Raw genomic sequence first — 12,618 nt, 5'->3', positions numbered from 1 at the left:
ACCGGCGGGCACAAAGTCGGCCGCCGCTCACCGCGGATTTGCCGCCGCTCGGCGCAAGAATCATACGTTTGCTGACGATTTGCCTCATGATTGCCGGAGGCCACAGCGCCATAAGAGGGACTTTCGCCTCTGGAGGGGTATGCGCTGCGGCAGCGAACAGACATCGACGTCGTCGAACAAGCAAAGGGAACATCTATGGGCTGGCTGGACCGAGAACGAACTGTTGCCCCGCCGGGATTCAACCGCTGGCTGGTGCCCCCCGCCGCGCTCGCGGTCCACCTCTGCATCGGGCAGGCCTACGCCACGAGCGTATACAAGACCGCCCTGGTCAAGCACTTCGGCGCCAGCCTGACCGAGATCGGCGTGATCTTCTCCATCGCCATCGTGATGCTGGGGCTCTCGGCTGCGATCATGGGCACATGGGTGGACAAGAACGGCCCGCGCAAGGCGATGTTCACCTCGGCCATGTTCTGGGCCGGCGGCTTCCTGATCGGCTCGCTCGGCATCTTCACCCACCAGCTGTGGCTCGTGTACCTCGGTTACGGCTTCATCGGCGGCATCGGCCTGGGCATCGGCTACATCTCGCCCGTGTCCACCCTGATCAAGTGGTTCCCGGACCGGCCCGGCCTCGCCACCGGCATGGCCATCATGGGCTTCGGCGGCGGCGCGCTGATCGCCAGTCCCGTCTCCACGGCGCTGCTCAAGATGTACGATCCCAACTCCGGCGCCAAGGACTGGGTGGCCAGCGGCGATGCCGTGGGCAAGCTGTTCCTGACCCTCGCCGTCGTCTACCTTGCGTACATGCTCTTTGGCGCTTTCACCATCAAGGTCCCCGCCGACGGATGGAAGCCGGCTGGGTTCGACCCCGCCAAGGTCAAGGCCGCCAAGCTGGTCACCACGGAGAACGTCTCGGCGAAGAATGCCGTGAAGACGCGCCAGTTCTGGCTGCTGTGGATCGCGCTGTTCTGCAACGTCACCGCGGGCATCGGCATCCTGGAGCAGGCCGCGCCCATGATCCAGGACTTCTTCCGCCAGTCCGACGGCGTGTCCCTGGTGAGTGCCGCCGTCGCCGCCGGCTTTGTGGGGCTCCTGTCCATCGGCAACATGGCGGGGCGTTTCGCCTGGTCCGCCACCTCCGACGTCACCGGCCGCAAGCGCATCTACATGGTGTACCTCGGCGTCGGCGCCGTCCTGTACACGGTGCTGGCGCTGGCCGGGTCCAGCACCACGTTCCTCTACGTGGCGCTCGCCTTCGTCATCATTTCGTTCTACGGCGGCGGCTTCGCCACCGTTCCGGCCTACCTGCGGGACCTCTTCGGGACTTTCCAGGTGGGGGCCATCCACGGCCGGCTGCTGACCGCCTGGTCCGCCGCCGGAGTGGCCGGGCCGCTGATCGTCAACGCGTTCCTGGATGCCCAGGGCAAGCCTGGCCAGTTGGACGCCGCGTCCTACCAGCCGGCGCTGCTGACCATGGTGGCGCTGCTGGTGGTCGGCTTCCTGGCCAACCTGATGGTCAAGCCGGTGGACGCACGATTCCACGAACCCCGCCCCGACCGCGGACGGGCACACGAACCTGCCATGGAGGCCTGAGATGAGCACTGCACACACCGCCGGCGCGCAGGCGCCCGCCAAAGTATCGGTCGGCAAACTCGCCATCGCCTGGGCGCTGGTGGGCGTCCCGCTGGCCTACGGGATCTACCAGACCCTGACCCGGGTGGCTGCGCTGTTCGGGTGAGGAATGGCGCCAGCCCCGCGCCGGCCGCGGCGCAGGGTTGGCGCAGGAGTCCTTAAGAATTTCCCCAGTTCCACCAAAACGCACCTTTCCGGTTCACGGCGGGCCATAGGCTCTTCCTCGGCGCAAAACACGGCCATGATGCCTGTGCGCCGGAACCTGTCGTGCACACAACCTGGGGAACCGCATGTCCATCGCCACGTCCTTGCCTGAAACCATGCCTGCGTCCGGCACCCGCACGGCGGCCGCCGTCGTACTTGCCGCCGTCCTTGCCCTGCTCACCGGGGGTGCCCCGGCAGCTGCCGACACCCTGGACAGCACCGCAACACAGGCGGCCGGGCCGTCGGCCGCCGTTGAGGCAGCGGACCTGCTGGCCACCCTCCCCGTGAAGGGCCGCGCGCCCAAGACCGGATACGAGCGGGCACTGTTTGGCCCGACGTGGGCGGACGTGGACCAGAACGGCTGCGATACCCGGAACGACATCCTGCGGCGGGACCTGACCGAGGTCACCTACACCACCAGCGTCCCCTGCACGGTCAAGACCGGCATCCTGGCGGACCCGTACACCGGCACAACCATCAGCTTCGTCCGCGGCACCACCACCAGCAGTGCCGTGCAGATCGACCACGTGGTGGCGCTCAGCGACGCCTGGCAGAAGGGCGCGCAGCAGCTGACCACGGAGCAGCGGACGGCGTTCGCCAACGATCCGCTGAACCTGCAGGCAACGGACGGCCCCACCAACCAGCAAAAGGGCGACGGCGACGCCGCCACCTGGCTGCCCGCGAACAAGGGCTTCCGGTGCGAGTACGTCGCCCGGCAGGTCTCGGTGAAGGCACGGTACAGCCTGTGGGTGACGCAGGCCGAGCACGACGCAATCGTGGGCATCCTCGGCGGGTGCCCCGGGCAGGTGGCGCCCGCCGCCGTCGAACCCGCCGCTCCTGCCGCGGTCTATTACGCCAACTGCGCCGAGGTGGTGGCTGCCGGAGCGGCCCCTCTGTACGCCGGTTCGCCAGGCTACAGGTCCGGGCTCGACGGGGATTCCGACGGGGTGGCCTGCGAGGGGTAGCTGTTGCCTGGGCCAATCCGGGGGCTGTCCGGCAGGGCACTGCGGACGACGGCGGCACGGTCAACTTCAGGACGGGGGTATCCACGGATAGGCTGGAGTTGACCGCACCAAGGCAACAAAGGGCACCGGAGGATGGGCACGATGGCTGACGACCGGGCACCGGCCTTTGACCGGGTCGTCCTCATTTTCAATCCGACGAGGGCCGGGATGGCCGCGCGGATCGATTCACTGCAGGAGGAGCTTGCCACGAACCTTCCGGGCCTGCAGGTGGTCCTGCTGCCCACGGAGTTCGCGGGGCACGCCCGGGACCTGGCACGGTCAGCGGCCGGAAGCGGAGAACCGCTCATCGTCTCGGTCAGCGGCGACGGCGGGTACAACGAGGTGGTCAACGGGGTGATGGACATGCCCGCCAGCAAGGCGGTGTGCACTGTGCTCCCGGCAGGCAACGCCAACGATCACCACAGGAGCATGCAGGTCCGGCCGCTCACCGAGGCCATCCGTGCGGGCAGCGTCCGCCGCATCGACCTGTTGCGCGTGACCTTCCGGGGGATGCACCGGGAGCAGGTCCGGTACGCGCACTCCTATGTGGGGTTCGGGCTCACGCCGCTGATGGCCATCGGGATCGAAAAGGGTGGAAAAGGGAAAGTCCTGGAACTCATCTCCGTTGCCCGGACGCTTTCGGGCCTGAGACCGTTTGAGCTGGTGCGGGCCGACGGCGCCACCGCGAAGTTCGACAGCCTGATCCTGGCCAACGTCTCGCGCATGGCCAAATATGGAACGGTCAGCGAGTCGCACTCCCCGGACGATGGCCGGTTCGAGGTGGTGACGCTGCCCCATGCCGGGCTTATGAGGATGGCGCTCATGACCCTTCGGGCCGTCACGCTGGGGCTTGGGCACCAGCCCAGCGTCAGCAGTTACGCCTTCACGACGCGGGACGCCGTACCCTGCCAGATTGACGGCGAAGTGGTCTATGTCCAGGCGGGGACCCATGTCCTGGTGGAAAGCGCCAAGGGCGCCCTCTCCACCATCTGACGGATCAGGGCGGTTGCCCTAAGCGTGTGCTGGACCGCCGAAGGACGGACGCCGCCCTGACCGGTAGGCAGAGTCGATGACGGGGCCGAGCTCGTCGAGCACGGTCTTGTTTCCCGGCAGAACCACGTGGGCCAGGAATTCGGATTCAAGGGTGGCAATGCCTGCCGCCGCAGCCGCGAGTTTGGCGTCGATGGCCAGTGCCAGGGCATGCCAGGACTTGCGGTTGGCGCGTTCGAGGAGTTTTGCGTTCGCCTCGTGAAGCGGGCCGTCGGCGATGTCCCCGCGGATAACCAGGGGGCCTTCGGACTGCAACAGCGGCAGGACAATCCGGAATTGCCGCCCGCCGCCCTTGAAGGCAATGGCACTATGGTTCCCGCGTTGGGTGAAAAGAACGTCCGTTGCCCCGTAGTCTCCGAGCGCCCGCCTGATGTGTTTCCGGGAGGCCTCGCTGGTGAAGGAATCGCCCCGGGTGTAAGGACCTGTCATTCTTCAACTATGCGCCTCCCCGCCACTCTTTACTGCATGGACGGTACCTGCGCGGAGTGAATCTGCGCCAGACTGGAAGCTGCACCCACCACGAAAGCGGATTCCCTTGATTACTCTCCAGCAGGACGCAGACGGCTTCATCCGGATGAACCGGCACTACCCCAACAGCGTCCGCATCAGGATCGCCTTCACCGACGGCAGCGCCGGTGAGTTCTCAGGGCAGACCCTCAACAATGCCTACGACGCAGCCCTTGCGGAATTCCGCGCGAAGAACGGCCTCGACGCGCGGGGATTCTCGAGGACGTCCGCCGGCCGGCAGAACTCCGGCAACAAAGTCGATTTTGTTCCCGTGCATCCCGGCATGGGGGAGTAACCGCTCAGCCCCGGGGAACCCCCGGACCGGCATGGTCCTCGATCGTGACCGTCCCCGCGTCCCCGTCCACGCTGACCCGCGGGCCGCCGGCAAGCCGCTGCGTGGCAACCCCGGTGCCGAGGACAGCAGGGATGCCGTACTCGCGGGCCACGATGGAGCTGTGGCTGAGCGGGCCGCCGACGTCCGTCACCACGCCGGAGGCCATCGCGAACAGCGGCGTCCACGCGGGTGTGGTGATGCGGGCCACCAGCACCTCGCCGGGCTGCATGAGGGTGAAATCCTGCGGGCCCCTCAGCACGCGGGCCGGCGCGGTGACCCGGCCGGAGCTCGCCCCGGCACCCTTGATCACATCACCGGGCTGGTGCTGGGAGCCTGCCGGCATCATGGAACCGAAGGCTTTGTCCATCCACCGGCGCTCCGGCAGCATCTGCGGCGCGGCAGCCTTCACCTGGCCCCGCCACAGCATCCTGCGCTCCTCCACGGCAGCTGCGCGCACGGGCCGCCCGGCCCCGGCGATTGCAGCGCCCCCGCGGGCTTCCGGTTCGGCGAGGCCGAACTCGACGGCGCTCCGCAGTTCCTGGAACCGCAGCCAGAACACGTCGTCCGGCGCGGCGATAACACCGGAGTCCACCAGGCGCCGGCCCAGTTCCAGCAGCATCCGCCGCAGCAGCGGCCAGGCGAGTCCGACGTCGGCCAGCGCGTCCTCACGGATGGGCGCGGTCTCCTGCGCCCACCCCAGCAGCCGGCGGAACACGGCCCGGCGGCGCGGTCCCAGCCTGCCTTCCATCTGCTTGGTCAGTTCTTCCCGGCGCTCGGTCAGGAGCTGCTGCCGCTCGTGCGGGTCGGTGCCTTGCCCGCGCAGGTAGAACTTCACGGTCTCCAGCTGGGCGGAGGGATCGTCGGCCGGCACCGGGGTGGCGAAATCCAGGTTGTAGACGGCGTGGCCAAACCGGTCCAGGTGCTCCCTGAACGTGAACCGCCATTCCTGCCACAGGACGTCGTCCACACCCTCGGGCGCGGAGCCGGTGCGCTGGCACTCGGCGAGCACCGCCGTCGGCCGTTCCAGCAGGGCCGCTGCCAGTCCGGGATCGCTCCGGGCCCAGCCGGCCAGGTCGTACAGGGACTTCTCCGCCCGGATGGGCTCGCTGTCGAAGCCCAGGAGGAAGGTCTGGGCCGGCGGATCGCCGTCGCGCCGGAGGACCTTGTCGTAGAAGGCCCGGAAGGAGATTTCGCTCATGGTGGCGAGCGGAATGATGGACTGAACGGCGGTGTAGTACACGGTTCCGGCGTCCAGGAGGGCCTGCGCCCCCGCCCGCAGTTCCTCCCCGGAGAGGTCCGCCGGCGGCGTCACGGACCAGTCCTTGATCACCCGTTCGTAGCGCGGATGCGAGTATTCGCGCCAGCCCGCTATGCCCATGTGCCCTTTGCCGCGGGCCAGCGCGCCCAGTGCCGTGAACAGCCTGCCCGTCAGGCGCCACATGCCGGAGGTGCGGTAGTAGTAATAGGCGTAGCCGTTGATGGTGGGCAGGTGAATGTCGCCCTCGCGGAGGACGTCCTTGCCGGTCGCTTCCGCCATCAGGGCCCGCAGCGAGCGCGATACCGAGCCGTCAATCAGGTCGGCGAAGAGCGGGGAGAGCGGGTCGGGGAGCTGTTCCACGATGCTCGCGCGGAAGTAGAGGCCCTTCGGATACGGCAGCGGCCAGGTCTCCGGGGTTTCCGCGGCGGGTTCGGGCAGGGCCGTGATGGGGCGGGACTGCAGCAGGTAGAACCGGCCGCCGGCCCGCGCCCACTCGATGTCCTGCGGCACCCCGAAATGTTCCGCGATCCGCTGTCCGTAGCGGGCCAGTTCGGCCGCCTCCTGGTCGTCCAGGACGGGCGCACGACGGCGGGCTGCCGCCACCGGTTCCTCCCGGGTTCCGTCCTCCGCGGAGACGGTCATGATTTCCTTGTCCGCCGTCTGCCGCGACACCACCGCGCCGGTCCCGGCGTCCACCACGAGGTCGTCCGTGGTGACCGTCCCGCTGACCACGGCCTCGCCCAGCCCCCACGCGGCGCTGATCACCGCCTGGTCGCGCCGCCCGTTTGCGGGGTTGGCGGTGAACATCACCCCGGCGGCCTCGGCCTCCACCATCTGCTGGATCACGACGGCGAGGCGCACCTGGTCGGGCCGCACGCCTTCGCGGGCGCGGTAGGCCATGGCGCGCGCCGTCCAGAGGGAGGCCCAGCAGTTGATGACGGCCTCCGTCAGTGCCGCCGTGCCGCGGACGTTCAGGTAGCTTTCCTGCTGCCCGGCGAAACTGGCCGATTCGAGGTCCTCGGCGGTGGCGGAGGACCGCACCGACACTGCGGTGTCCCCGCCGCCCAGGCGCTCGTAGGCGGCGCCGAGCCTGGCCGCGATCCCGGCCGGCATGGTGCCGTTCCGGAACAGGCCGCGGATCCGCTCCGAGGCGTCCTCATAGTCCTGCGGCGAAGCCTGCGGTGGCAGCGCGGCCAGGTCCTGGATGGCCGCGCCGAGGGTGTTCGCCGTGACGAACTCCGAGTACGCGGCGGTGGTCAGGACAAACCCCGGCGGGACCGGCAACCCGGCCTGGATGAGGCCGCCGAGCCCCACGGCCTTGCCGCCGGCCACGGCAACATCGCCGCGCCCCACGTCGCCCAGATCGCTGATGTACGTCATCGCTGCGCCTCCTTGCCGGGTGAGCCGTGGTCGTGCAACGGACATTCCTGGAGGTGCCCGGAGCCCCCGGCCCGGTAAAGGCTCGACGCAGGACCCGCGGGCGTTTTGCCCCCCCATGCCTTCCTGATCCAGCGTGGGCCGAGCCGCCGGACATCGCTAGGGCCGAACGGCCTTGGCCCGCCGCTCCAAGGGCTCCTGACATTGGGTATTTCGGCATATTGACTGCCCGCAGCCGGAGGAATAGCGTCTGCGTTAACGGGGTCATTCACCCCGTTTCCACGGAACGAGGCGCCGGTCCGGGCCACCTCTGCACGGCGCTGGCGCCAGGTGAGGAGGATGCTGTGTCTTGGGAAATGTCCGGAACATACGCTGGAAACTGCACGTGCCAGCTGGTGTGTCCATGCCCCGTGGACGGCGTGCCCACCGGGCCCGGGGGCGAGTGCCGCAACCTGAATGTGTTCCACATTGCAAAGGGAAATCATGACGGCACGGATCTTTCCGGCGTCGACTTCGCCTTCGTCGGCTGGTTCCCCACGAATCTGACAGGGGGCGGCTGGAAGGTGGGCGTCGTCGTCGACCAGTCCGCATCCGACGACCAGGTGAGCGCCCTGGAAACCATCCTTCGCGGCCAGGCCGGGGGCCCCTTCGGCGACTTTGCCGGCCTGTACGGCGAGTGGCTGGGACTGGAGCGCGCCGCGGTCACATTCACGGACGGTGAGCGGCCTTCCGGTTCGGTCTCGGACAAGGCCCGGTTCACGTTCGAGCCGCTGCCCGGACCCGACGGCGGCGTGACCACAATGAAGAACGCGATGTACGGCTTTGCGCCTGAGTTCCGGATCGGAAAGGGGCCCGGGCACGTGGACCTTTTCGGTATCGACTTCGACGGCGTCTACGGCGAAACGTCCGACTTCACGTTCGCCAGTGAGATGGCGGAGGGTGCCCCCAAGGGCCGGGTCTGAACGGCCGGCCGGTGGAACGCAGGAAGCTGTTCAGGAGCGTAACCGGTCAGACGGTGGCGAAAGCCTCCCGTGTCGATCCGCGGGAGGCAGTCCTCGTGGCTGTCCTGCTGGTCCTCGCCGCTGCCAGCTGGATATTGGCGTCCACGCAGCTGACCGGGATGGACATGGGTATCTGGACGGCCCCGGGGCCGGTGGGCTTCTTCACCGTGACGTGGGTGGTGATGCTCGCAGCCATGATGTTCCCGTCCGTGGCACCGATGGTGGTGGCATACCACCGGATCCAGCGGCACCGACGGCAGGGCGGACAGTACGCTCCGGCAGGGTCCACTGCCGCCTTCGTGGCCGGGTACCTCGCATCATGGACGGCCTTTGGCCTGGTGGCGTATGGGCTCTATGCGTGGGCGGCCGCGGCGGTGCCAGGGGTTTTCGCTGCTGACCAGGGCGGGCGCTACATTGCGGCCGGAGTCATCATGATGGCGGCGGTTTATCAGTTCACCCCGGCAAAAAACGTCAGCCTGATGAAATGCCGGTCCCCGATGGACTTTATCCTGCACCGGATGCGGCCGGGCTACGCGGGTGCCGTCCGGATGGGCGTGGAGCACGGCGCCTGGTGTGTGGCCTGCTGCTGGGCGCTGATGACGGCGCTGTTCGCGCTTGGCGCGATGAGCGTCGGATGGATGGCCCTGATCGGGGCCTTCATCGCGGGGGAGAAGATGCTGCCGTGGAAGCGGCTGGCCAACTGGTCCGTTGCGGTGGCGCTGGCTGCCATTGCACTCGGTGTGGCACTTGCTCCCTCGGCGACAACCGGGATGGGAATGTAGAAGGGAAAAGCGATGCCGAAGTATCTGTTTGAAGCAACGTACATGGGCGAGGGAATCAAGGGGCTCATGAAGGAAGGGGGCACCAAGCGGCGTGAGGCCCTGGCCGAGGCCCTCAAGTCCATAGGCGGTTCGCTGGAGAGCTTCTACTACGCGTTTGGCTACTACGACGTCCTTGGCGTTTTCGAGGCGCCGGACGATGCCAGTGCCGCAGCATTGTCACTGATCGTCAATTCCACAGGGAGCGTCAACGTCCGCCTGAAGCCGCTCCTCACCGTGGAAGACATCGACGAGGCAGCCAAGAAGACCCCGTCGTACCGGGCCCCGGGACAGTAGGGGAGGCCGGCACTTTGGCCTGCGGCCGCCGTCGTCCACTTACGACGGCGGCCGCCGGCTGGGTGCCGCCGGCGCAAGTTTCCGTTCGCCCGGCGTACTCCCCGTGGTCATGTTGGCGGCATAGGTTGAACGCACCGTTGTTCGTACCGCCTCATCGCTGCCAAGGAGTCCCGTGTCCACCAGACGCCCCCTCACCGCTGCCGTCATCGCTGCCGTCGTCGGTAGTCTCGCCGTTGGTACCGCCGGGACTCCGGCCGCCGCCGAGCCCTCAAAGGACCATGCGGAGGACCTGCGGGTGGCCACCTACAACCTGTCGCTGAACCGGGCAAGCGCCGGCGAACTCGAGGCCGACCTGAGCACTCCGGACGACCCGCAGGCACGCACCGTCGCCGAGGTCATCCAGCGTGCGAACCCGGACGTCATCCTGCTGAACGAGTTCGACTACGTGCCCAACATGCGGGCCGCCGATCTGTTCCGCGACAACTACCTGGCGGCAGGCCAGGGCGGGGCTGATCCCGTGGACTACCCCTATGCCTACGTGGCGCCGTCGAACACCGGGATCCCGAGCGGGTTCGACCTCAACAACAACGGCAGGGTCGGCGGCGGTGACGACGCCTTCGGCTTCGGCGCATTCGAGGGCCAGTACGGCATGGCCATCCTGTCGAAGTACCCCATCGACACGGAAAACGTGAGGACGTTCCAGAACTTCCTCTGGAAGGACATGCCGGGTGCGCTCCTGCCGGACAACCCGGCGACACCCGAACCTGCAGACTGGTATTCGCCGGAGGAACTCGAGGTGGTGCGCCTGTCGAGCAAGTCGCACTGGGACGTTCCGGTGAAGGTGGGCGGCGAAACGGTGCACGTGCTTGCCTCGCACCCCACACCGCCAACCTTTGACGGCCCCGAGGACCGGAACGGCCGCCGCAACCACGACGAGATCCGGTTCTGGGCTGACTACGTCACGCCGGGCAAATCGGCATACATCGTGGATGATGAGGGCGGAAAGCGGGGGCTCCTGCCGAGCGAACCGTTCGTCATCGTCGGCGACCAGAACGCCGACCCGCTCGACGGCGACTCCGTGGACGGCGCGGTCAACCAGCTCCTTGATTCCAAGCAGATCGTGGACCCGCTGCCGGCCTCCGATGGCGCCGTGGAGGCCGCGGCCCTGCAGGGCGGAGCCAATGCCGCCCACAAGGGTGACCCCCGCTACGACACTGCCGACTTCGCCGACACCGCCCCGGGAAACTTGCGGGCTGACTACGTGCTGCCCTCACGCAGGATCCGGGTCCTCGATTCCGGCGTGTTCTGGCCCACCCAGGCCGACCCCCTGTCACGGCTGACCGGCGCCTATCCGTTCCCGGGCAGCGACCACCGCCTCGTGTGGGTGGACATGCAGGTGCGCGGCTGAGGACTACTAGTTTCCCCCGCCCTCCCGCTGGAACGCCCGCACGGCTTCGCTCACGGTCGGGTAGAAGTGTCCGGGCGAGAAGCGGGAGCCCACGCCGTACTGCACCAGCCTGTCCTTGACCGGGCCTTTGAGCTCTGCGAACACCAGGTCCACGCCGTGCCGTTCCAGCCATTCGTCCAGCTGCACCAGCTCGTCCAGTGCCGTGGTGTCGATTCCCGTCACCGGCTCTGCCGCCAGCACCACGCGTTCGATGCCGGGCGGCGCCTGGTCGAGCTTGGTGCGCACGAAAGACCCCAGCAGCGATCCGTTGCCAAAAAAAAGCGGTGCGTCGAAGCGCAGGATCAGCATGCCGGGGACGCGTTCGCCGTCCGGATGGCGGCTCACGTCGTGGTAGCCCGGCACCCCGGGCACGTCCACCAGCTCGGCGCGGTAGGGGTCCCAGGCCCGCCGCAGGAAGTCCAGGATGGCCAGGCCCACGGCCACGGCGATGCCCGGGAGGACCCCCAGGATGGTGACCCCCAGGAACGCCGCCAGCATCACCAGGGATTCACTGCGGCTCATGCCGATCAGCCGCCGCACGCCGGCGGGGTCGGCCAGTGCTGCGGCTGCCGCGATGACAATGGCGGCCAGGGTGGCGGCCGGCAGGAACTCGGTGACGCCGGGCGCCGCCAGCATGAAGCCGAGCACCAGGACGGCACCTGCCACACCCGTGAGCTGGGATTTCGCCCCGGCCTCCACGGCCACCGGCGTGCGGGACGCGCTGGCCGAGATCGGGAAGCCGCCCAGCAGCCCGCTGGCCGCGTTCGCCGCGCCCAGGGCGGCCATTTCATGGTTGCCGGAGACCCTGCGGTCCCCTGCCGCGGCCAGGGACTGGGACAGGGTTCCGGTATCAACGAAGACGATGAGGGCAATGGCGGCGGCGGCCGGCAGGAGCGCCAGGACGTCGGCCCAGCCGATTCCGCCGAGGGCCGGCGCGGGGAGCCCCTGCGGGAGGGCGCCGGTGACTTTGACGCGCTCCTGGAGTCCCAGCACGGCCACGGCGAGGCAGGACACCACCACCGCGATGAGCACGCCGGGTACCTTCCAGTTCAGCCGGCGGGGAACCCAGATGAGCGCCAGCGAGGCCAGGCCCAGCAGCAGTGCCGTCACGTTGGTTTCGCCGGCAAGCACCTTCGGCGTTGCGGCCAGCAGTTTTTCCCAGGGCGTGCCGTCCTCCACGGAGATCCCCAGGAGGGTGGGAAGCTGGGACACCGCCACCAGCAGGGCGATGCCGTTGAGGTAGCCCAGCCGGATGGGCTTGGACAGCAGTCCCGTGATGATGCCCAGCCGCAGGGCCGAACCGCATAGCAGGATGAGGCCGATCAGGATGGCCAGGAGGCCGGCCAGGGCCACGGATTTCTGGTCGTTGTCCGCGGCCAGGGGAACCAGCGCCGCCACGATCATCGGGGCGAGCGCGGAGTCCGGCCCCAGCACCAGCACGCGCGACGGCCCCACTGCCGCGTAGACAATCAGCGGCACCACCGTCGCGTAGAGGCCCGTCACCGGCGGCAGGCCGGCGGCCTGGGCGTACGCCATGCCCGCGGGAACCAGGATCGCGAAGAGCGCGAGGCCTGCCACCAGGTCGTGCCGCAGCCACTCGGTTTTGTAGCCGCGCAGGGCTGGCGGGAGCCACCGGGATCGGGCGTTTCCGGAGCGGCTCATCTTCAGATCATGGCCCAACACGGCCCCTGC

Annotated in this window: 12 protein-coding genes; 9 read left to right on the top strand and 3 right to left on the bottom strand. The window is 68.4% G+C overall.

The window, feature by feature from the left end; translation table 11 throughout:
- Positions 1–195 precede the first annotated feature (195 nt).
- The 4 genes from GK109_RS05140 to GK109_RS05130 all read left to right on the top strand — a co-directional run bounded on the left by GK109_RS05140 (position 196) and on the right by GK109_RS05130 (position 3,830).
- Positions 196–1,590 (top strand): OFA family MFS transporter, encoded by a 1,395-nt coding sequence (locus GK109_RS05140; RefSeq protein WP_157238925.1) that lies wholly within the window; start codon positions 196–198, stop codon positions 1,588–1,590.
- Position 1,591: 1 nt separating this feature from the next.
- A complete protein-coding gene (locus GK109_RS21890) occupies positions 1,592–1,735 on the top strand; it encodes a hypothetical protein (protein WP_197432416.1) in 144 nt (47 codons plus the stop codon).
- A 184-nt stretch (positions 1,736–1,919) separates the two neighbouring features.
- On the top strand, positions 1,920–2,798 hold the full coding sequence (locus GK109_RS05135) for a DUF1524 domain-containing protein (RefSeq protein ID WP_157238924.1): 879 nt from the start codon (positions 1,920–1,922) through the stop codon (positions 2,796–2,798).
- 141 nt (positions 2,799–2,939) lie between these two features.
- Positions 2,940–3,830 carry a diacylglycerol kinase family protein gene (locus GK109_RS05130; protein WP_157238923.1) on the top strand — a complete coding sequence of 297 codons (891 nt, stop codon included), beginning with the start codon at positions 2,940–2,942 and terminating at the stop codon, positions 3,828–3,830.
- 18 nt (positions 3,831–3,848) lie between these two features.
- Here GK109_RS05130 and GK109_RS05125 read toward each other — a convergent pair whose 3' ends face one another.
- Positions 3,849–4,316 carry a hypothetical protein gene (locus tag GK109_RS05125; protein ID WP_157238922.1) on the bottom strand — a complete coding sequence of 156 codons (468 nt, stop codon included), beginning with the start codon at positions 4,314–4,316 and terminating at the stop codon, positions 3,849–3,851.
- Positions 4,317–4,422: 106 nt separating this feature from the next.
- On the opposite strand from GK109_RS05125, the gene GK109_RS05120 reads away from it, so the two are divergent.
- On the top strand, positions 4,423–4,689 hold the full coding sequence (locus GK109_RS05120) for a hypothetical protein (protein ID WP_157238921.1): 267 nt from the start codon (positions 4,423–4,425) through the stop codon (positions 4,687–4,689).
- Positions 4,690–4,693: 4 nt separating this feature from the next.
- On the opposite strand, the gene GK109_RS05115 is transcribed toward GK109_RS05120, so the two are convergent.
- The gene (locus GK109_RS05115) at positions 4,694–7,366 is read right to left on the bottom strand and encodes a PEP/pyruvate-binding domain-containing protein (protein WP_157238920.1); all 2,673 of its coding nucleotides are present in this window, start codon (positions 7,364–7,366) and stop codon (positions 4,694–4,696) included.
- Positions 7,367–7,719: 353 nt separating this feature from the next.
- On the opposite strand from GK109_RS05115, the gene GK109_RS05110 reads away from it, so the two are divergent.
- The 4 genes from GK109_RS05110 to GK109_RS05095 all read left to right on the top strand — a co-directional run bounded on the left by GK109_RS05110 (position 7,720) and on the right by GK109_RS05095 (position 10,887).
- Entirely contained in the window at positions 7,720–8,325 is a 606-nt protein-coding gene (locus GK109_RS05110) for a DUF1326 domain-containing protein (protein ID WP_157242658.1), read from the top strand.
- A 53-nt stretch (positions 8,326–8,378) separates the two neighbouring features.
- Positions 8,379–9,146: a DUF2182 domain-containing protein gene (locus GK109_RS05105; RefSeq protein ID WP_321215521.1), complete on the top strand. Its 768-nt coding sequence runs from the start codon at positions 8,379–8,381 to the stop codon at positions 9,144–9,146.
- A gap of 12 nt (positions 9,147–9,158) precedes the next feature.
- Positions 9,159–9,479, top strand: a complete 321-nt coding sequence (locus GK109_RS05100; protein WP_157238918.1) for a GYD domain-containing protein — start codon at positions 9,159–9,161, stop codon at positions 9,477–9,479.
- 172 nt (positions 9,480–9,651) lie between these two features.
- On the top strand, positions 9,652–10,887 hold the full coding sequence (locus GK109_RS05095) for an endonuclease/exonuclease/phosphatase family protein (protein WP_370460410.1): 1,236 nt from the start codon (positions 9,652–9,654) through the stop codon (positions 10,885–10,887).
- 6 nt (positions 10,888–10,893) lie between these two features.
- Here the strand turns inward: GK109_RS05095 and GK109_RS05090 are convergent, their stop codons facing one another.
- Complete coding sequence (locus GK109_RS05090) at positions 10,894–12,588, bottom strand: SulP family inorganic anion transporter (RefSeq protein ID WP_157238916.1); 1,695 nt, start codon at positions 12,586–12,588, stop codon at positions 10,894–10,896.
- Between the last annotated feature and the right edge of the window lie 30 nt (positions 12,589–12,618).

This window comes from Pseudarthrobacter sp. GA104 (assembly GCF_009741265.1).
In the GTDB taxonomy this organism is placed as follows: Bacteria; Actinomycetota; Actinomycetes; order Actinomycetales; family Micrococcaceae; genus Arthrobacter.
This window is presented reverse-complemented; position numbering and strand designations above follow the sequence as displayed.

Coding starts and splice junctions, on each gene's coding strand:
- GK109_RS05140 (WP_157238925.1), top strand. CDS start 196: ATGGGCTGGCTGGACCGAGAACGAACTGTTGCCCCGCCGGGATTCAAC.
- GK109_RS21890 (WP_197432416.1), top strand. CDS start 1,592: ATGAGCACTGCACACACCGCCGGCGCGCAGGCGCCCGCCAAAGTATCG.
- GK109_RS05135 (WP_157238924.1), top strand. CDS start 1,920: ATGTCCATCGCCACGTCCTTGCCTGAAACCATGCCTGCGTCCGGCACC.
- GK109_RS05130 (WP_157238923.1), top strand. CDS start 2,940: ATGGCTGACGACCGGGCACCGGCCTTTGACCGGGTCGTCCTCATTTTC.
- GK109_RS05125 (WP_157238922.1), bottom strand. CDS start 4,316: ATGACAGGTCCTTACACCCGGGGCGATTCCTTCACCAGCGAGGCCTCC.
- GK109_RS05115 (WP_157238920.1), bottom strand. CDS start 7,366: ATGACGTACATCAGCGATCTGGGCGACGTGGGGCGCGGCGATGTTGCC.
- GK109_RS05110 (WP_157242658.1), top strand. CDS start 7,720: ATGTCCGGAACATACGCTGGAAACTGCACGTGCCAGCTGGTGTGTCCA.
- GK109_RS05100 (WP_157238918.1), top strand. CDS start 9,159: ATGCCGAAGTATCTGTTTGAAGCAACGTACATGGGCGAGGGAATCAAG.
- GK109_RS05090 (WP_157238916.1), bottom strand. CDS start 12,588: ATGAGCCGCTCCGGAAACGCCCGATCCCGGTGGCTCCCGCCAGCCCTG.